This is a genomic window from Falsirhodobacter sp. 20TX0035 (genome assembly GCF_028307215.1).
Taxonomy (GTDB): domain Bacteria; phylum Pseudomonadota; class Alphaproteobacteria; order Rhodobacterales; family Rhodobacteraceae; genus Falsirhodobacter.
Genome location: NZ_JAQMHV010000001.1, coordinates 688,969 through 708,320 on the forward strand (window position 1 = coordinate 688,969; position 19,352 = coordinate 708,320).

The window sequence follows — 19,352 nt, forward strand, 5'->3', positions numbered from 1 at the left end:
GCAAGCCCCGGCGGATCAGTCGCGCGCGGCCTGCAGCAGATCGTGGATCAGGCGCCGCGTCGCCTCGGCCCGGACGGGGTTGGGGTAGTTCCGGTTCGCCAGCACCACGACGCCGATCCGTTCCGACGGCACCATCGCCACATAGGCCCCGAAGCCGTTCGTGGCCCCCGTCTTGTTCAGGAGGCCCTGAAGCGCCTGCGGATCGTGCCGGGTCAGGGGCTGCGGCGTCAGCGCCATCTCGGGTGCGTTGCCCGCCGCCAGCTGCGCCGGGTCCACCGGCCACGGATAGCCCTCCCAGATCATGCCTTGGGCGAAATGGGCGGTGTCGTAGCCGGCCACGCGGGTCCGTGCCAAGGCCGCGTCCACCGGTTCCGGCAGATCGAGGTTGCCCAGATGCGCGTCCAGAAACCGCGTCATGTCCGTGACGGTGGATCGGATGCCATAGGCTTCGGCGTCCAGCATGCCCGGATTGACGCGCACCGGCGCCCCCGTCCGGGAATAGCCGAAGGCGTAGCGGTCCATCGCCTCCTCCGGCACGGTCACGAAGGTGCTGTTCAGGCCAAGCGCGGGCAGAAGGTGTTCGGACAGCGCCGTGTCGTAGGAGGCGCCGAACCGGTCCGCGGTGATCCGGCCCAGAAGGCCGATGCTGACATTGGAATAGGACCGCAGCGTTTGCGGGGGATCGCCCTCCGGCGTCCAGTGGGCCAGATAGTCGTTCAGGCTGGCGTCGTCGACGATGCCCTCGGGCACCTGAAGCGGCAGGCCGCCCGTCGCATGCGCCGCCAGATCGTTCAGCGTGATCCGGTCGAAGGCGCTGCCCTTCAGGGCGGGGCGTTCCTGCGACACCGGCGCGTCCAGCGACAGAAGGCCCTCTTCTTCGGCCAGGGCCGCCAGCGCCACGTTGAACAGCTTGCTGACGGACCCAAGTTCGAACAGCGTGTCCGCGTCCACCGGGCGACGGGTGTCGCGGTCGGCGAAACCTTCGGCAAAGACGTGCGGCCGGCCGTCTAGCGTCACGCCAATGGCCAGACCCGGAATGTCCAGCTCCTGCATCAGGGGCCGGAAGATGTCTTCGGCAATGTCGTGGAACTGGTCGTCCGTCAGGTCCCGCGCATGGGCGGGGGCGGCCAGAAGGGCCAGGGCGAGGCCGAGAATGGGGAACCGCTTCATCGTCTTCCTTGCAGGGTCGAGGGCCCGCCGGGCCCGGTTCCCGGTCATCTAGAAGGAAGGGGGCCGCGACAGCAAACACAAAGGCCGTACATGCGCGACCTCCCCTTATGCGCACCCTTCCGCAGAAACCCCGTTGCCACACGCCGCAGGTATATGCACCAATCGCCCTTGGCGGGCCGCGATGGGGGATCGGGCATCCGCCGGGAGGGGGACATGTTGCACGATCCGCGCATCATCATCCGGAGCCCATCCGCCAATCCGGCGGAGGGACGGCCCTGTTCGACACGTTCACGATCATCCTGCGCCGCTTTGGCCCCGGGAACGGTCCGCGCCGTTCCCCCGGGACCACGCGCCTTTCCTGAAGGACAGACCAGACGATGAAGCACTTCCAGAAGATCCTCGTGGCCAACCGGGGCGAGATCGCGATCCGGGTGATGCGCGCGGCGACGGAGATGGGCAAGAAGACGGTGGCCGTCTATGCCGAGGAGGACAAGCTGGGCCTTCACCGCTTCAAGGCCGACGAGGCCTACCGGATCGGCGAGGGGCTGAGCCCCGTGGGTGCGTATCTGTCCATCCCGGAGATCCTGCGGGTGGCGAAGATGTCGGGCGCGGACGCGATCCATCCGGGCTATGGCCTGTTGTCCGAGAATCCGGATTTCGTGGACGCCTGCGACGCGGCCGGCATCGCCTTCATCGGGCCCAAGGCCGCGACCATGCGCGCCCTGGGCGACAAGGCCAGCGCGCGCCGCGTGGCGGTGGAGGCGGGGGTGCCCGTCATCCCCGCCACGGGCGTGCTGGGCGAGGAGTGGGACGCGATCAAGGCCGAGGCGGAGACGATCGGCTATCCGCTGATGCTGAAGGCCAGCTGGGGCGGCGGCGGGCGCGGAATGCGCCCCGTGACCGGCCCCGGAGAGCTGATCGAGAAGGTGCGGGAAGGCCGCCGCGAGGCGGAAGCCGCCTTCGGCAACGGCGAAGGTTACCTTGAAAAGATGATCGAGCGCGCCCGGCACGTGGAGGTGCAGATTCTGGGCGACCAGCACGGGGGGATCTATCACCTTTACGAACGCGACTGCACGGTGCAGCGGCGCAACCAGAAGGTCGTCGAACGCGCGCCCGCCCCCTATCTGACCGACGCCCAGCGGGCCGAGGTGTGCGATCTGGGCCGCCGCATCTGCGCCCATGTGGGCTACGAATGCGCCGGCACGGTCGAGTTCCTGATGGACATGGACAGCGGCCTGTTCTTCTTCATCGAGGTGAACCCCCGCGTTCAGGTGGAACACACCGTCACGGAGGAGGTGACGGGCATCGACATCGTGCAGGCCCAGATCCGCATCGCGGAAGGCGCCACGCTGGCCGAGGCGACGGGCGCCGCGCGGCAGGAGGACATCGTCCTGCGCGGCCACGCGCTGCAGTGCCGCGTCACGACGGAGGATCCGCAGAACAACTTCATCCCCGACTACGGCCGCATCACCGCCTATCGCAGCGCCACGGGCAACGGCATCCGGCTGGACGGGGGCACGGCCTATTCGGGTTCGGTCGTGACGCGCTATTACGACTCGCTTCTGGTGAAGGTCACGGCCTGGGCGCAGACGCCGGACCTGGCCATCGCCCGCATGGACCGCGCGCTGAGGGAGTTCCGAATCCGCGGCGTCAGCACCAACATCGACTTCGTCATCAACCTGCTGAAGCACCCGACCTTCCTGTCGGACACCTATACCACCAAGTTCATCGACACCACGCCGGAGCTGTTCCACTTCACCCGCCGGCAGGACCGGGCGACGAAGATCCTGACCTATATCGCCGACATCACCGTGAACGGCCACCCCGAGACGGCGAACCGCCCCCGCCCCGCGGCCGCCCTGCGCGCGGCGCGCCCGCCCGAACCCGAAGGCCCGCCGCCGCCCGGCACCCGCACCCTGCTGGAGGCGAAGGGCCCGCAGGCCGTGGCCGACTGGATGCTGGCGCAGGAACGCCTGCTGATCACCGACACCACCATGCGCGACGGGCACCAGTCGCTTCTGGCCACGCGCATGCGGTCCATCGACATGGTGCGCGTGGCGCCGGCCTATGCGGCCAACATGGGCGGCCTCTTCAGCGTGGAATGCTGGGGCGGGGCCACCTTCGACGTGGCCTACCGCTTTTTGCAGGAGGATCCGTGGCAGCGCCTGCGCGACCTGCGCGCGCGCCTGCCCAACGTGATGACGCAGATGCTGCTGCGCGCCTCCAACGGCGTGGGCTACACCAACTATCCCGACAACGTGGTGCAAAGTTTCGTGGCGCAGGCGGCGGTGGCGGGGGTGGACGTGTTCCGCGTCTTTGACAGCCTGAACTGGGTGGAGAACATGCGCGTCGCGATGGACGCGGTGATCGAGGCCGGCAAGATCTGCGAAGGCACGCTGTGCTACACCGGCGACATCCTAGACCCGGACCGGGCGAAGTTCGACCTGAACCACTATGTCGGGCTGGCGCGCGGCCTGCGGGACGCGGGCGCCCACGTGCTGGGCGTGAAGGACATGGCGGGCGTGCTGAAGCCCGCCGCCGCGCGGGTGCTGATAAAGGCGCTGAAGGAGGAGGTGGGCCTGCCCATCCACTTCCACACCCATGACACCGGGGGCCTTGGCGGCGCCACGATCCTTGCCGCGGCCGAGGCGGGGGTGGACGCGGTGGACGCCGCGATGGACGCCTTCTCGGGCGGGACCTCGCAGCCGCCGCTGGGATCCATCGTGGAGGCGCTGCGCCACACGCCGCGCGACACGGGCCTCGACGTGGCCGCGATCCGCGCGATCTCCAACTACTGGGAAGCGGTGCGCGCCCAGTACACGGCCTTCGAATCCGGCCTCGCGGCCCCCGCGTCCGAGGTCTACCTGCACGAGATGCCGGGGGGCCAGTTCACCAACCTCAAGGCGCAGGCGCGGTCCATGGGGCTGGAGGAGCGCTGGCACGAGGTGGCCGAAGCCTATGCCGAGGCCAACCGCATGTTCGGCGACATCGTGAAGGTCACCCCGAGTTCCAAGGTCGTGGGGGACATGGCGCTGATGATGGTGGCGCAGGGCCTGACACGCGCGCAGGTGGAGGATCCGGCCGTGGAGGTGTCCTTCCCCGACAGCGTGGTGGACATGCTGAAGGGCAACCTCGGCCAGCCCCATGGCGGCTGGCCCCCGGGGATCACCCGCAAGGTCCTGAAGGGGGCGCAGCCCTCCACCGACCGGCCGGGCGCGCATCTGCCGCCCGTGGATCTGGCGGCGGTGCGCGCCCAGCTTGCCGCCGATCTTTCGACCGAGGACGAGGCGGTGGTCCCGAGCGACGAGGACCTGAACGGCTACCTGATGTATCCGCAGGTGTTCACCGACTTCTTCCGGCGCCAACGGACCTACGGCCCCGTGCGCGTGCTGCCCACCCGCACCTTCTTCTACGGGATGGAGCCGGGCGAGGAGATCGTGGCCGAGATCGACCCCGGCAAGACGCTGGAGATCCGCCTGCAGACCGTGGGCGAGACGACCGAGGACGGCGAGGTGCGCGTGTTCTTCGAACTGAACGGCCAGCCCCGCACCATCCGCGTGCCGAACCGCGCGGCAAAGGCGAGGGTCGCCGCCCGTCCCAAGGCCGAGCCGGGCAACCCCGACCACATCGGCGCCCCCATGCCCGGATCCGTCGCCACCATCGCCGTCGCCCCCGGGGCCCGCATCCAGCCCGGAGACCTGCTGCTGACCATCGAGGCCATGAAGATGGAAACCGCCCTTCAGGCCGACCGCGCCGCCACCGTCAAGGCCATCCACGTCACGCAAGGCGCCCAGATCGACGCGAAGGACCTGCTGGTCGAACTGGAGTGAAGACGGTGTCCCGCCGTTGCACCCCGGGTGCGGTCGGGGCACCCCGTTTCGTGATGTCCCGGTCGATGCCGGAGGCGATGTCCGCGTTCTGAAAGAGCCGCAGGAGAACAGGACCTCCTTCGCGATTCTGTCGGCCCCGGGACCGCCCCCGGGGCCGCCCTTCCCCACAAGCCGGGCTGTGCAGGATGCATCGGCCCGCTCTTGGGTTCGTCCCTCGGGGCCCCGTGCGCGTCACGCGGCCGATCACCTCCGGGCAGCGGCACAGGCGCAACATGTCATGTTCATGCCCCTGTCACGACGAAGTCGCGTGTTTGTCATACCCCGGGCTTAAGCACCGCCTCGAACAGGAGTGTCAGATGCTTTTGCACGTCGACAACGTCACGAAGATCTTCGGTCAGGCCACCGCGGTGGACTCTGCCAGTTTCTCGGTGGAGCGTCCGGCCATGATCGGCATCATCGGTCGTTCCGGCGCGGGCAAGTCCACCTTCCTGCGGATGATGAACCGGCTGACGGACGCCACCTCGGGCCGGCTGGTGTTCGACGGGGTGGACGTGCTGGCCCTGAAGGGCGCCGAGAAGCGGGCCTGGCAAAGTCAGTGCGCGATGATCTTCCAGCAGTTCAACCTGGTGCCGCGCATGGACGTGGTGTCGAACGTGCTGCACGGGCTTCTGAACCGCCGCGGCACGATCCCCACGCTGTTCAACCTGTGGCCCAAAACCGACATCCAGCGCGCGATCGAGATTCTGGATCGCCTAGGCATCGCCGAACAGGCCCCCAAGCGGGCCGAGGCACTGTCGGGCGGCCAGCAGCAGCGCGTGGCCATCGCCCGCGCCCTGATGCAGGACCCCAAGGTGATCCTGGCGGACGAACCGATCGCCAGCCTTGATCCGATGAACGCGCAGGTCGTGATGGACGCGCTGCGCCGCATCCACGAGGAAGACGGCCGCACCGTCATCGCCAACCTGCACACGCTGGACACCGCACGCCGCTATTGCGACCGGGTGATCGGGATGCGCGCGGGCCGGATCGTGTTTGACGGCAAGCCCGAACAGCTGACCATCTCCGTCGCGCGCGAGATTTATGGCGCCGGCGCCGAATTCCGCGAGGAAGCGACCTCCACCTCGATCGAGGCGCTGCACGGCAACGACGCGCAGGACGCGCGCTACGCCCACTCGATGATGTCCAACTGATTTCATCCCCCGCAGCCCCCGGCCGCGGGTTTTTTTTCATGGAGACGACGATGAAACGACTTCTGGCTGCCACGCTTGCCACGACGGTGCTTGCCGCCCCGCTGCACGCGCAGGAGATCACGGGCTTCAACATCGGCATCCTTGGCGGGGAGAACGCGCAGGACCGCCTGTCAAACCAGCAGTGCTATTCCGACAAGATCTCGGAAGCGCTGGGCGTGCCGGTCAAGGTCTTCACCCCTGCCGACTATGACGGCGTGATCCAGGGCCTTCTGGGCGGCACCATCGACATGGCGTGGCTCGGCGCCTCGGGTTATGCCAAGATCTACCTGACCGACCCCGAGGCGGTGACGCCCGTGCTGGTCAAGCAGAACCTCGACGGCTCCATCGGCTACTACTCCATCGGGATCGCGCGCAAGGACAGCGGCATCACCTCGATCGAGGACATGAAGGGCAAGGTGATGGGCTTCGGCGATCCGAACTCCACCTCCGGCTACCTGATCCCGAACGTGGAACTGTCGCAGGCCGGCATCGACATGACGCCGGGCAAGTACTTCTCGGACGTGCGCTTCACCGGCGGGCACGAGCAGACCATCGTGGCCGTCACCAACGGCGACATCGACGGCGGCGTGACTTGGGCCGACGGCCTGGGCAACTGGGAAGACGGCTACAATTCGGGCGCGCTGCGCAAGGCCGCGGATGCGGGCCTCGTGGACATGAACGACCTGGTGCAGATCTGGAAATCGAAAGAGATCCCGGAAGGCCCGATGGTCGTCCGCAACGCCCTGCCGCAGGACGTCAAGGACAAGGTCATCCAGCTGACCGCCGACCTGTGGGAAGACGATCCCGAATGCGCCTATGGCGTGGCCGCGGGCGATGCCAAGGACTTCATCCCCGTCACCCACCAGCAGTACGAATCGATCGTCGAAGCCCGCCGGATGACCGGCGGCTGATCCCGGACACGTTGTTTCACACCTGATGGCGGGCCCCCGGCCCGCCATTCCTTTGCGGGACCCCAAGAATGACCGACGCCACCCTGATCCGCGACAGCTATCTGGCCCAGATCCGGCGCAAGCGCGCCTATTCCACCGTGATCCTCGTGATCTTCGTGGCGATGATGGCCAGCGGCTTCCAGCTGGCCAATGGCCGCAACGCCGGCGGCTTTCTGTCCGGCCTGCACCGCATCTTCGACTTTCCGGCCGAACTGATCGCCGAGGCGGTGGACCGGGCCGCGAACCTGCCCGGGCTGATCTGGTTCTATCTGCCCGCGCTGGTGGAAACGCTGAACATCGCCGCCGCGGCCACGCTTCTGGGCGCGCTCTTTGGCGGGTTCCTGTCGCTGATGGCCTCGCCCGGCCTTGCCCCCTTCCCCCGGCTGGTGCCGCTGGTGCGCCGGTTTCTGGACATCACCCGCGCGATCCCCGACGTGGTGATCGCGCTGATCCTGATCTTCATGCTCTCCTCCGGTCCCGTTCCGGCGATGCTGGCCATCGCGTTCCACACGACCGGCGCGCTCGGCAAGCTCTTCTCCGAGGTGAACGAGAACGCGGATGTGAAACCGGTCGAAGGGCTGCAATCGGTGGGCGCGGGCTGGTTCCAGCGCATGATCCTGGCGGTGCTGCCGCAGGTCGCGCCGAACTGGCTGTCCTATGGCCTTTTGCGGTTCGAGATCAACGTGCGCGCCTCCGCCATCCTCGGCTTCGTGGGGGCGGGCGGCATCGGGGCAGAGCTGAAGGTCGCCATCGGCTGGGGCCAGGGCCGCTATGACGCCGCCGCCGCGATCTTCATCCTGCTGTTCGTCACGATCATGGTCATCGACCAGGTGTCGGGCCACTTCCGCAACGTTCTCGTGAAGGGCCGCTGACATGACCGCCGCCATCTTTGCCGACGCCGAACGCCGCATCAGCCGCCGCCGCTGGACCGCCTTCGGCGTCTTGGGCGCGATCGTCGCCTATTTCGTCTACATCTTCTTTGCCTTCGACGTGGGCGGGCTGGCGCAGCGCGTCCGCCTGGACAACGCCGCCGTTCTGCTGCGCGACACCTACAGCCACCGCGTGCAGGTCACCCGCGACAACCGCCGGGATGAAACGGTGGTGGCCATCGACGGCGAACGCAACGGCCGCTTCGCCGAAGACCGCTGGCCCGACTGGGTGAAGGCCCAGGGCACCTCCACCGAGGTGGACCTGCGCGCCGGGGTGAAGGTGTTCTACGGCCCTGACGACGTGCGGATGGCGATCCCTGATTACGGCACCATCACCATCGTGCCGGCCAACAGCGGCATCAACCTGACCACCCCCGACGGCGCGGTTCCCGCCTGGATCAGCGCCTCCGACACCCGCGTCGACATCACCCGGCCCGAGGGGCGGCTGACCGTGACCAAGGCCCGGACCGAGACGTTCCGCTACTTCCTCGGCTGGCCGATGTTCTTCTTCACCACCGAAAGCCCCTTCTACTACATGGGTTGGGGAGAGCGGGCGGCCGCCCTCTTCTCGGACACGCAGGTGGTGCCGGGCACCTCCAACGCCGCGGCGATGTGGAACGACTTCTGGCACAACACCGCGTGGCGCCATTCCGACGTGGCCTGGGCCATGTTCGAGACGCTGCTGATGGCCTTCCTGGGCACCATGCTGGCGGCGATCGTGTCGATCCCGCTGGCCTTCGTGGCCGCGCGCAACTTCGGGCCGTCGATGCCGCTGGGCTTTGGCATCCGGCGGGTGTTCGATTTCCTGCGGGGGGTAGACGCGCTGATCTGGACCGTCATCCTGGCCCGCGCTTTCGGGCCGGGGCCGATGACCGGGGCGCTCGCGATCTTCCTGACCGACACCGGCAGCTTCGGCAAGCTGTTCTCCGAAGCGCTGGAGAACACGGACGACAAGCAGGTGGAAGGGCTCCGCTCCACCGGCGCCAACGCCTTGCAGCGCAGCCGGTTCGGGGTGATCCCGCAGGTGATGCCGGTGATCTCCAGCCAGATCCTCTACATGCTGGAATCGAACACGCGCGGGGCGACGGTGATCGGTGCCATCGTGGGCGGGGGCATCGGCCTTTTGCTGACGCAGGCGATCCAGACCCAGAAGGATTGGGAGGATGTGACCTATTACATCATCCTTGTCGTGCTGATGGTGATGCTGATGGACACCGTGTCGGGCTGGATCCGCCGGCGGCTGATCAAGGGCTAGTCCGGCGTCACCGTCAGGGTGATCCGGTCGCCCGCGAACCAGGTGTGGCCGTATTCTACCGGCCGCCCCGCATCGTCCACGTTGACGGAGACGGTGCGCAGGATCGGATCGCCTTCGCGCAGCCGCAGGTGAAGGGCCATCGTCGCGGTGGCCCTTTTCGCCGTCAGACGGGTGCCCGCGCGGGTGTAGTCGGCCACCCCCTGACGTCGCAGCGCCTCAGTGATCGACGGCGTGTCCTGCAGGATCGCCAGCATGTCGGGGAAGGGTTCAGCAGGCAGGACGCTGCGGAACAGGGCGATGGGCAGGCCGTCCGAGGTGCTGATCCCCTCCACCACATGCACCGGCGCGCCGGGCTGCAGGTCCAGCGCCTCCGCCTCCGCCAGATTGGCGCGGCGCGTTTCCATGAGGTGAACCACGCGCCCGGCCTCCCTCCCCGCGGCGGCAAGGTTTCGCGACAGACGCGTGCGGCGGCCGATCGGGTAATCCACGGGCCGCCCTTCCTGCACAAAGACGCCCGCGCCGCGCCGCGCATGGACCAGCCCCCGCGCCGCCAGTTCCGCCAGCGCCCGCCGCACCGTGTGCCGGTTCACGCCGAAACGCTGCGACAGTTCCGCCTCGGACGGAAGCTTGTCGCCGGGGCGGCGCTGCCCGCCCGCGATCTCGGCGGCCAAAGCCTCGGTGATGGAGGTCCAGAGGGGGGTGCGTGTCATGAAAGGTTCACCGTGAAAGGGCTTGAGCGGATCGGGATCCCCCGCTACTTGTCGAGTTGTATAGATAACTAGACAAGTTGGCAAGGTGTCGAGATGAACCTTACGGAACGGCGGGACTGGATGGGGCTTCTGGCCCGCGCCGCCCCTGCACGGCTGGCGGAGTTGCTGCGCGACCTGCCCGCCCACGACTTCGCCCGCCGCCCCGAGATTGGGACGGTGATGGTGCGGGCCCGCGCCGGTGGCACCGGCGCCGCCTTCAACCTGGGCGAGATGACGGTGACGCGCTGCACCCTGCGCCTGCCCTCGGGCACCGTGGGGCACGCCTATGTGCAAGGCCGCGACAAGGCGCATGCGACCCGCGCCGCTGTGGTGGACGCGCTGATGCAGGACGATCCGGACACCACGCGGGCGACCATCCTGACCCCGCTCGCGCAGGAGGCCGAGGCACGCACCGCCACCCGCTGCGCCAAAGCCGCCGCCACCAAGGTGGAATTCTTCACGCTGGTCCGGGGGGACAACTGATGGACGACATCTTCGCCGGCGGGTTCACCGACGCGCCCCGTCAGTCGGCCGACGCCTTCCGCGCGGCACTGGAGGCCATGGCCCGCCCCGGCACCCGCCATGCCCTTCAGGCGCAAGCGCCCGCCCCCCTGTCGCCCGCCGCCGCCGCCCTGATCCTGACGCTGACCGACACCGGCACCCCCCTGCATCTGGCGGGCGCGCATGACACCGACGCGGTGCGCCGCTGGATCGGCTTTCACACCGGCGCGCCCATCTGCCCGGCCGCCGAGGCGCAGTTCGCCATCGGCACGTGGGACGCGCTGCACCCGCTGGACCGCTTCGCCATGGGCGACGCGGAATATCCCGACCGCTCCGCCACCCTGATCGTAGAGATGGCTTTCGGTCGCCCCACCCACCGGCTTACCGGCCCCGGCATCGATGGGCATTTGGACGCCCACATCCCCGGCGACCGTCCGGTGGCCTTCCCGCTGGGCCTCGACCTGTTCCTGACCAGCGGGGGCGAGATGTCCGCCCTGCCCCGCACCACCCGGCTGGAGGCCCTGTAGATGTATGTTGCCGTCAAGGGTGGCGAACGCGCCATCGACAACGCCCATGCCTGGCTGGCCGAGGAGCGCCGCGGCGATCCTGCCATCCCCGACCTGACCGTGCCTCAGATCCGCGAACAGATGACGCTGGCCGTGAACCGCGTGATGGCCGAAGGCTCGCTGCATGATCCTGACTTGGCCGCGCTGGCGATCAAGCAGGCACGGGGGGACCTGATCGAGGCGATCTTCCTGATCCGCGCCTATCGCACCACGCTGCCGCGCTTTGGCGCGTCCGCCCCCGTGGACACGGGCGCGATGACCGTCAGCCGCCGCATCTCGGCCACGTTCAAGGACGCGCCCGGCGGGCAGATCCTCGGCCCGACCTTTGACTACACCCACCGTCTGCTGGACTTCGCCCTGATGGCCGAGGGCGAGGTTCCCGCCGCCCCGCAGGCCGAGGCGAATGCGCAGGACACGCCGCACATCCTGTCCTTCCTTGATCAGGACGGGCTGATCGAACGGGCCCTACCCGACGACACCCCACCCCGCGACCTGACGCGCGAGCCGCTGGAACTGCCCGCCGACCGCGCCCTGCGCCTTCAATCCCTGACGCGCGGGGACGAGGGGTTCGTCCTCGGCCTCGCCTATTCGACGCAGCGGGGATACGGGCGCAACCATGCCTTTGTCGGCGAATTGCGGATCGGCACGGTGGAGGTGGAACTCAACATTCCCGAACTGGGCTTCAGCGTCGAGATCGGGGAGATCGAGCTGACCGAATGCGAAACGGTGAACCAGTTCACCGGATCGAAGACCGAACCGCCGCAGTTCACCCGCGGCTATGGCCTGACCTTCGGGCAGTGCGAGCGCAAGGCCATCTCCATGGCGCTGGTGGACCGCGCCCTGCGCTGGCAGGAACTGGGCGAAGACTTCGTCGGCGCCCCCGCGCAGGACGAGGAATTCGTGCTGTCCCACTGCGACAACATCCAGGCGACGGGGTTCCTCGAACACATCAAGCTGCCCCATTACGTCGATTTCCAGGCGGAGCTGGAGCTGATCCGCCGCCTTCGCACCGCCGCGATGGAGGGCTGAGCCATGGACGACTACAACTTCGCCTATCTGGACGAGGACACGAAGCGGATGATCCGCCGCGCCCTGCTGAAGGCGGTCGCGATCCCCGGCTATCAGGTGCCGTTCTCCAGCCGCGAGATGCCGATGCCCTATGGCTGGGGCACGGGCGGCGTGCAGGTGACCGCCGCCTGCCTGAAACCCGATGACACCCTGAAGGTCATCGACCAAGGGGCCGACGACACCACCAACGCCGTGTCCATCCGCAAGTTCTTCCAGCGCACCGCCGAGGTCGCCGTGACGGAACGCACGCAGGACGCCACCATCATCCAGACCCGCCACCGCATCCCCGAGGCGCCCTTGCAGCCCGGCCAGATCATGGTCTTTCAGGTGCCGATCCCGGAACCGCTGCGTTTCCTCGAACCGCGCGAGACGGAAACCCGCCGCATGCATGCGCTGGAGGATTACGGGTTGATGCAGGTGAAACTCTATGAGGACATCGCCCGGCATGGCGAGATCGCGACCGCCTACGCCTATCCGGTGAAGGTGGAGGACCGCTATGTCATGGACCCCTCCCCCATCCCGAAATTCGACAACCCGAAGATGAACGACAGCCCGGCCCTGATGCTGTTCGGCGCGGGGCGGGAGCAGCGGATCTATGCCCTGCCGCCGCACACCAAGGTCGAAAGCCTCGACTTCGAGGATTTCCCCTTTGTCGCAGGCAAGGCCGACCATCCCTGCGCCATCTGCGGGTCCACCGAAAGCTATCTGGACGAGATCATCACCGACGACGCCGGCAGCCGCATGTTCGTCTGCTCCGACACGTCCTATTGCCAGGAAAGGAGCGTGCAATGACCCCCCTTCTGCAGGTCCGCGGGATCGAGAAACGCTATGGCGGGCGGATCGGCTGCATCGATGTCAGCTTCGACCTCTGGCCGGGCGAGGTGATGGGCATCGTCGGCGAAAGCGGCTCGGGCAAGTCGACGCTTCTGTCCTGCCTTGCCGGGCACCAGCCGTCCGACAAGGGCGAGGTGATCTTCCACGGGCGCGACGTTCTGAAGCTGTCCGAGGCCGAACGCCGCCGTCTGGGCCGCACCGACTGGGCCTTCGTCCACCAGAACCCGCGCGACGGGCTGCGGATGAACGTCAGTGCGGGGGGCAACGTGGGCGAGCGCCTGATGGCCGTCGGCGAGCGCCATTACGGCAACATCCGCGATACGGCGGAGGATTGGCTGCAACGGGTGGAGATCAATGCCGACCGGATCGACGACCGCCCGCGCCAGTTCTCGGGCGGGATGCAGCAGCGGTTGCAGATCGCGCGCAACCTTGTCACCGGGCCGAAGCTGGTGTTCATGGACGAGCCGACGGGCGGCCTCGACGTGTCGGTTCAGGCGCGGCTGCTGGACCTGTTGCGGGGCCTCGTGCGGCGGATGGGGCTGTCGGCCATCATCGTCACGCACGATCTGGCGGTGGTCCGGCTTCTGGCCGACCGGCTGATGGTGATGAAGGGCGGGCATGTGGTGGAACAGGGGCTGACCGACCAGGTGCTGGACGATCCGCAGCACGCCTATACCCAGCTTCTCGTCTCCTCCGTCCTGCAGGTGTGACCATGATCGAACTTCGCAACGTGTCCAAGACCTTCACCCTGCACAATCAGGGGTCTGCCGTGATCCCGGTGATGACGGATGTGTCCCTGTTCGTGGGTGCCGGGGAATGCGTCGGGCTGAAAGGCGCCTCGGGCGCCGGAAAATCCACACTGATGCGGATGATCTGGGGCAACTACCTTGCCGCCAGCGGCTCCATCACCGTGGCGGGCACTGATGTCGCCCGGGCCGAACCGCGCGAGATCATCGCCCTGCGGCGCGAGCGGATGGCCTATGTCAGCCAGTTCCTGCGCGTCGTCCCGCGCGTGCCGACGCTGGAGGTGGTGGCCGAACCCCTGATGGCCTTCGTGCCCGAGGAGGAGGCGCTGGAGGCCGCCCGCAGCCTCCTGACCCGGCTGCGCATTCCCGAACGGCTGTGGGGCCTGTCGCCCACCACCTTCTCGGGCGGGGAACAGCAGCGGGTGAACATCGCGCGCGGCTTCATCCGGCAGGTGCCGGTGATGCTGCTCGATGAACCGACGGCCAGCCTCGACGCCGCGAACCGCGAAACCGTCCTGACCCTGATCGAGGAGGCGAAGGCCCGCGGCACCGCCATCGTCGGCATCTTCCACGACGAGGAGGCGCGCGACCGCGTCTGCGACCGCCTGATCGAGATGGGCGCATGAGGGTTCTTGCCGTTGTCGGCCCTTCGGGCGCAGGAAAGGACACGGTGATCAACGCGGTCCGGGAACGGCGCCCCGACCTTGCGATCCTGCGCCGCGTCATCACCCGCCCCGAACGCGAAGGCGACGAACCGTTCGAGGGCGTGGACGACGCCACCTTCGACCGCCGCGAACAGGCGGGAGAGTTCGCGCTGGTCTGGCAGGCGCACGGGCTGCGCTATGCCATCCCGAAGCCCGACCGCAGCCCGGTGATCTTCAACGGTTCCCGCAAGCGGCTGGCCGACGCGGCGGAGGCGTTTCCGGGACTGGAGGTGATCCACATCACCTGCGCGCCGGAGATCCGGGCGCAGCGTCTGGCCGCCCGTGGCCGCGAAACAGCTGAGGATATCGCGCAGCGCCTGACCCGCGACGCCCCCCTGCCCCAAGGGCTGACGGTGCACGAGATCGACAATTGCGGACCGCTGGAGGACGCCGTGGCGGCCTTCCTCGCGGTCCTTGACCGTCAGATCGGGTAACGGCGCAGCAGATGGAACATCCCGTCCTCATCCTCGCCCATCAGGCAGATCTCTGCGATGACGAAATCGGCGGGCAGGACGGGGGCAAGGCGCGGTTCCAGCGCCTCCGGCTCCAGATCGCAGGGGCCGGTCAGGGTGATGTGGAAGCGGAACTCCTCCATCACGAAGGGATAGCCCCAGCGGTTCAGCAGCTCACGCTGGCGCGGCGTCAGGCGCTCGGGCTTGCGGCGGGCGATCTCGGCCTCCGTCAGCGGCGCGCGGAACGGGTCAAGGGCGGTGACGATCCGGCCCGCCATGGCGTTCAGCGCCGTCGCGTCGCCCTGCGGCACCAGCGCCAGGAAGCGGCCGATCCTCACGACCTTCAACGGGCCAGGCTGGACGGGCGACAGATCGCGCGCAAGGTCGGCCACGGCCCCCTCCAGATCCTCGCGGTCGCCCGCCAGACGGAACGGCGCCTTCAGCGTGGCGTGCAGCCCGTACTTGCGCGGTTCGGCCACCAGCGCTTCTTGCGGCGACGGCGCCCCGACGGGGATGCCCGCCTCCGGATCCCAGCCCAGCCATTCGGCCCCGAAGCGCGCCAGGGGTCCGGGCGGCGGCAGGTAGTAGATCGCGTATCGCTTCATAGATTTTCCTTCCAATCCCGACCCCTTATCGCACCCATGTCACACATTCGTGGCAGGATGCGCGACCTCACGATCCAGGACAGGACATGACCGAGACAGTCTTCACGAACGCCAGACTTGTGCTGGAAAACGAGGTGCGCACCGGCGCGCTGGTCCTGCGGGACGGCCGCATCGCCGAGATCGGGGACACCACCCGCACCGGCATCGATTGCGACGGGGACCTGATCGCGCCGGGCCTGATCGAACTGCACACCGACAATCTGGAACGCCACATCCAGCCCCGCCCCGGCGTGGACTGGCCGCATTCCGCCGCCATCGTCGCCCATGACGCGGAACTGGCCGGCACGGGCATCACCACCGTATTCGACGCGCTGCGCGTGGGGTCCATCGGCAATTCCACCTATCTGCGCTATGCCCGCGATCTTGCGACCGAGATCATGGGCGCCCGCCCGCACCTGCGGATCAACCACCTGATCCACCTGCGGGCCGAGGTGTGTTCCGAAACGCTGGCCGAAGAGCTGGACGAGTTCGGGCCGGAGGACGGCATCGGCATCGTCAGCCTGATGGACCACACGCCGGGCCAGCGCCAGTTCCGCGACATGGAGAAGTTCGCCCAGTATTCCATGGGCAAGCGCGGCATGTCGCGCGAGGCGTTCGAGGCGCATTGCGCCAACCTGAGCCGCCTGCGCGTCCTGCACGGCGACGCGCACGAGGCCGCGACCGTGGCCGCCGCCAACCGCTGGGGCGCCGTGCTGGCCAGCCACGACGACACGACGCGGGATCACGTCGCGACCTCCGCCGCCTATGGCATCCGACTGGCGGAATTCCCCACGACTCTGGAAGCGGCCGAGGCCAACCGCGCGGCGGGCATCCGCAACATCATGGGCGCGCCGAACCTGATCCGCGGCGGATCGCATTCGGGCAACATCGCCGCGCGCGATCTGGCCGAGGCGGGGCTTCTGGACATCGTCAGCTCGGATTACGTGCCGGCGGCGCTTTTGACCTCGGCCGTGTTTCTGGGCGGGCTTTGGGGCGATCTGGCACGGGGCTTCGCCACCGTCACCGCTACCCCCGCCGCCGCCACCGGCCTTGCCGATCGTGGCCGGCTGGCCCCCGGCCTGCGGGCCGACCTGATCCGCTTGGCGATGCCCGGAACGCAGCCCTTCCTGCGGGAAACCTGGGTCGGCGGGCGCAGGGTCGCGTGATGAAGCTGTCCCCTGCCCCCACGCTGCACCCGACCGTCGCCATGACGCAGTCCGACCTTGGCACCTATACCGAGGTGGGGGCTGACTGCGTGCTGACCAATGCGGTCCTTGGCGACTATTCCTATTGCGGGGCGCGCTGCGACATCGCCAACGCCCGCATCGGCAAGTTCGCCAACATCGCGACAAACGTGCGGATCGGGCCGACCGATCATCCGCTGGACCGCGCCAGCCTGCACCACTTCATGTACCGCTCCAGCTACTACTGGGACGATGCGGCGGACGATGCGGACTTCTTCGCCGCGCGAGCCACGCGCCTGACCCATATCGGCCATGACACGTGGATCGGGCATGGCGCGATCATCAAGCCGGGGCTGACCATCGGCAACGGTGCGGTCATTGCCGCCGGCGCGGTGGTCACGCATGACGTGGCGCCCTACACCATCGTCGCGGGCCTGCCCGCCGCCCCCCTGCGTCGCCGCCTGCCCGAGGATCTGGCGGCCCGCCTGCAGGCGCTCGCCTGGTGGGACTGGCCGCATGACCGCCTGCGTGAGGCGCTGGAGGATTTCCGGTCGCTGTCCGTGACCGACTTCCTGCGCAAGCATGAAGCGGTCGAAGACGGGCCGCGCCCCATCTGACAGGATCAGGTCGGGCGTCCCACCCGGGCAGGGGCGAGCGCCGTCGCGCAAAGCGTGATGAGGAGCGCGGCCCCCGCGATCACCATGAAGGGCAGGCGAAGGGTCGTTTCATGCGCAACAAGCCCGATAAGGGGCGGGCCCAGCAGCATCGCCCCATAGGCCAGCGTCGCGACGGAGGCGATGGCCTGACCCGCCGGCACCTCCGGATCGTTGGCGGCGCGGGACACGGCCATGGGGAACACGGCGGCGTAGCCCAGCCCCATCAGGACGAACCCGATCAGCGCCACGGGCAGCAGCCCGGTCGTGGCGCATAGGGCATAGCCTGCGGCCGCCAGCACGCCGCTGACGCGCGCGACCCGCACCGCACCGAATCGCATGATCAGGCGGTCGACGCTGAGCCGCATGACCACCATGGTGATGGAGAAGATGGCATAGCCGAACGTCGCCTGCGCTTCGGGAGCGTATAGGATGTCGCGCAGGAACACCGCGCTCCAGTCCACGGCGGCGCCTTCGCCAAGGCCGGCCGCCAGCGCCATGACGCCCACCAGCACAAGCGCGCCGCGCGGCAGGGCAAAGACCGGATCATGTGACTGGGCGATGCGCGTCTCGGACGTCCAAGGGGCCAGAAGGAAGGGCCCGAAGACCGCCGCCGACAGGACGGCCACGACCCCGAACTGCACCCCCGGCGATGTGTCGAGGGTGGTGGCGACATAGCCCCCGGCGGCGCCAAGACCGGCCCCAAGGCTCCACATCGCGTGGAACGAGGACATGACGGACCGTTTCAGGTGGCGTTCGACCTCGCTCGCCCAGCTGTTCATCGCCACGTCCATCGCCCCGTGGAACATGCCGAAGGCAAATAGCCCCGCGGCAAGCATCCAGATGGAATGCGAGACGCCCAAGATCACGATCGACAGCAGATAGGCCGCCGCGATCCCCCGCGTCAGCCGCACTGCGCCCAGCCGGTCGGACAACCGTCCTGCCAGCGGAAAGGACACGAGCGCGCCGATCCCCATGGCCAGAAGAAGGACGCCCAGCCGTTGTTCGTCCAGCGCCAGCCGGTCGACGAAAGCGGGGATCCGCGAGGCCCAGGATCCCAGCAGGATGCCGTTCAGGGCGAAGGCCGCCGCCACGCAGCGCCAAGGGGTTCTTGCGTCACGCATGGCGCACCTCCAGCCCCTTGGTCGTGAACGGTCGGGTGGCCCGCGGGGGGGCGTCGGTGATGAGCATGTCCAGATCCTTGAGGGGGAGCACGCGGTGGCGGGCCTTTCGGCCCAGCTTCGGCGCGCTGGTCAGGGCGATGGTCCGGCCGCTGGCCTGCGCCATGGCCCGCTTTACAAAGGCTTCGTCGGGATCGTCCGCACTGAGCCCGAAGGTCTCCTCCAAGCCGCAGACTCCCAGAAAGGCGAGGTCCGCCGTCAGGTCCGACAGCGCCGAGACCGTGCCGTGCCCGACGCAGACGGCGCCGAGCGCCGACAAGCGGCCGCCGACCAGATGCGTGGGCACCCCGGCGGCGAGGCAGGCCAGGGCCACCGCAGGGGCCGGAGTCACCGCCAGCGCATTCGGAAGTGGCGGCAGCGCCTGCGCAAGGGCCAAAACGGTGGACCCGCCATCAAGGAACAGCACCATCCCATCCTCGATCAGCGAAAGCGCGCAGGCGGCGATGGATTCGTAGCGGGCATCGCCTTCCGCCATGCGCTGCAGGGCCGGGCGCGCCACGGGCATCGCCCCCCCGCGCACGCAGCGCGCGACACCCTGCATCTCCAGCAGCTTCAGGTCTCGCCGGACGGTGTCGACCGACACGCCGAACTCCTCGGCAAGGAAGGCCAGCTCCACGGTCTGCCCGCGTTCCAGCCGCGCCCGCAGCACGTCCTGTCGTGCGTCCGGTAGATTCATTGCCGCTCCCCATGCTGCATTACTGGATTTT

Annotated in this window: 19 protein-coding genes; 14 read left to right on the forward strand and 5 right to left on the reverse strand. The window is 68.3% G+C overall.

What is annotated here, in order from left to right; genetic code table 11:
* Positions 1-15 precede the first annotated feature (15 nt).
* Positions 16-1,170: a class C beta-lactamase gene (gene ampC, locus PIJ50_RS03500; protein ID WP_271972724.1), complete on the reverse strand. Its 1,155-nt coding sequence runs from the start codon at positions 1,168-1,170 to the stop codon at positions 16-18.
* A gap of 377 nt (positions 1,171-1,547) precedes the next feature.
* Here ampC and PIJ50_RS03505 point away from each other — a divergent pair, with 377 nt between their 5' ends.
* From PIJ50_RS03505 to phnE (PIJ50_RS03525), 5 genes are all read left to right on the forward strand, one after another.
* A complete protein-coding gene (locus PIJ50_RS03505) occupies positions 1,548-5,000 on the forward strand; it encodes a pyruvate carboxylase (RefSeq protein WP_271972726.1) in 3,453 nt (1,150 codons plus the stop codon).
* Between the two features lie 356 nt (positions 5,001-5,356).
* The gene (gene phnC / locus PIJ50_RS03510) at positions 5,357-6,190 is read left to right on the forward strand and encodes a phosphonate ABC transporter ATP-binding protein (RefSeq protein ID WP_271972728.1); all 834 of its coding nucleotides are present in this window, start codon (positions 5,357-5,359) and stop codon (positions 6,188-6,190) included.
* Positions 6,191-6,240: 50 nt separating this feature from the next.
* Positions 6,241-7,140 carry a phosphonate ABC transporter substrate-binding protein gene (gene phnD, locus PIJ50_RS03515; RefSeq protein ID WP_271972729.1) on the forward strand — a complete coding sequence of 300 codons (900 nt, stop codon included), beginning with the start codon at positions 6,241-6,243 and terminating at the stop codon, positions 7,138-7,140.
* A 68-nt stretch (positions 7,141-7,208) separates the two neighbouring features.
* Entirely contained in the window at positions 7,209-8,051 is an 843-nt protein-coding gene (gene phnE, locus PIJ50_RS03520) for a phosphonate ABC transporter, permease protein PhnE (RefSeq protein WP_271972731.1), read from the forward strand.
* Position 8,052: 1 nt separating this feature from the next.
* The gene (gene phnE / locus PIJ50_RS03525; protein WP_271972733.1) at positions 8,053-9,363 is read left to right on the forward strand and encodes a phosphonate ABC transporter, permease protein PhnE; all 1,311 of its coding nucleotides are present in this window, start codon (positions 8,053-8,055) and stop codon (positions 9,361-9,363) included.
* Here phnE (PIJ50_RS03525) and phnF read toward each other — a convergent pair.
* Positions 9,360-10,073, reverse strand: coding sequence for a phosphonate metabolism transcriptional regulator PhnF (gene phnF, locus PIJ50_RS03530; RefSeq protein ID WP_271972734.1), 714 nt, complete (start codon positions 10,071-10,073; stop codon positions 9,360-9,362). The two genes, phnE (PIJ50_RS03525) and phnF, sit on opposite strands and share 4 nt — an antisense overlap.
* A gap of 93 nt (positions 10,074-10,166) precedes the next feature.
* Between phnF and phnG the strand changes: the two genes are divergently transcribed.
* From phnG to PIJ50_RS03565, 7 genes are read left to right on the forward strand one after another with little or no spacing between them, the layout of a single operon-like run.
* On the forward strand, positions 10,167-10,595 hold the full coding sequence (gene phnG, locus PIJ50_RS03535) for a phosphonate C-P lyase system protein PhnG (protein ID WP_271972736.1): 429 nt from the start codon (positions 10,167-10,169) through the stop codon (positions 10,593-10,595).
* Complete coding sequence (gene phnH, locus PIJ50_RS03540; protein ID WP_271972738.1) at positions 10,595-11,140, forward strand: phosphonate C-P lyase system protein PhnH; 546 nt, start codon at positions 10,595-10,597, stop codon at positions 11,138-11,140. Before phnG ends, phnH begins: the two co-directional genes overlap by 1 nt.
* Complete coding sequence (locus PIJ50_RS03545; RefSeq protein WP_271972740.1) at positions 11,141-12,208, forward strand: carbon-phosphorus lyase complex subunit; 1,068 nt, start codon at positions 11,141-11,143, stop codon at positions 12,206-12,208. It abuts the gene before it with no gap.
* Between the two features lie 3 nt (positions 12,209-12,211).
* On the forward strand, positions 12,212-13,039 hold the full coding sequence (locus tag PIJ50_RS03550) for an alpha-D-ribose 1-methylphosphonate 5-phosphate C-P-lyase PhnJ (RefSeq protein WP_271972741.1): 828 nt from the start codon (positions 12,212-12,214) through the stop codon (positions 13,037-13,039).
* Positions 13,036-13,791: a phosphonate C-P lyase system protein PhnK gene (gene phnK / locus PIJ50_RS03555; RefSeq protein ID WP_271972743.1), complete on the forward strand. Its 756-nt coding sequence runs from the start codon at positions 13,036-13,038 to the stop codon at positions 13,789-13,791. Before PIJ50_RS03550 ends, phnK begins: the two co-directional genes overlap by 4 nt.
* Positions 13,792-13,793: 2 nt before the next feature.
* Positions 13,794-14,453, forward strand: a complete 660-nt coding sequence (gene phnL, locus PIJ50_RS03560; RefSeq protein ID WP_271972745.1) for a phosphonate C-P lyase system protein PhnL — start codon at positions 13,794-13,796, stop codon at positions 14,451-14,453.
* Positions 14,450-14,965, forward strand: a complete 516-nt coding sequence (locus PIJ50_RS03565; RefSeq protein ID WP_271972747.1) for a ribose 1,5-bisphosphate phosphokinase PhnN — start codon at positions 14,450-14,452, stop codon at positions 14,963-14,965. Before phnL ends, PIJ50_RS03565 begins: the two co-directional genes overlap by 4 nt.
* On the opposite strand, the gene PIJ50_RS03570 is transcribed toward PIJ50_RS03565, so the two are convergent.
* Positions 14,953-15,588 carry a DUF1045 domain-containing protein gene (locus tag PIJ50_RS03570; protein ID WP_271972749.1) on the reverse strand — a complete coding sequence of 212 codons (636 nt, stop codon included), beginning with the start codon at positions 15,586-15,588 and terminating at the stop codon, positions 14,953-14,955. The two genes, PIJ50_RS03565 and PIJ50_RS03570, sit on opposite strands and share 13 nt — an antisense overlap.
* Before the next feature lie 86 nt (positions 15,589-15,674).
* Here PIJ50_RS03570 and PIJ50_RS03575 point away from each other — a divergent pair, with 86 nt between their 5' ends.
* Together PIJ50_RS03575 and PIJ50_RS03580 are read left to right on the forward strand one after the other, a co-directional pair.
* Entirely contained in the window at positions 15,675-16,793 is a 1,119-nt protein-coding gene (locus PIJ50_RS03575) for an alpha-D-ribose 1-methylphosphonate 5-triphosphate diphosphatase (protein WP_271972750.1), read from the forward strand.
* Positions 16,793-17,428 carry an LbetaH domain-containing protein gene (locus PIJ50_RS03580; RefSeq protein WP_271972752.1) on the forward strand — a complete coding sequence of 212 codons (636 nt, stop codon included), beginning with the start codon at positions 16,793-16,795 and terminating at the stop codon, positions 17,426-17,428. The genes PIJ50_RS03575 and PIJ50_RS03580 overlap by 1 nt, the downstream gene beginning before the upstream one ends.
* Before the next feature lie 5 nt (positions 17,429-17,433).
* Here the strand turns inward: PIJ50_RS03580 and PIJ50_RS03585 are convergent, their stop codons facing one another.
* Together PIJ50_RS03585 and PIJ50_RS03590 are read right to left on the reverse strand one after the other, a co-directional pair.
* Entirely contained in the window at positions 17,434-18,588 is a 1,155-nt protein-coding gene (locus tag PIJ50_RS03585; protein WP_271972753.1) for an MFS transporter, read from the reverse strand.
* Positions 18,581-19,321: a DeoR/GlpR family DNA-binding transcription regulator gene (locus tag PIJ50_RS03590; protein WP_271972754.1), complete on the reverse strand. Its 741-nt coding sequence runs from the start codon at positions 19,319-19,321 to the stop codon at positions 18,581-18,583. The genes PIJ50_RS03585 and PIJ50_RS03590 overlap by 8 nt, the downstream gene beginning before the upstream one ends.
* Positions 19,322-19,352: the final 31 nt, after the last annotated feature.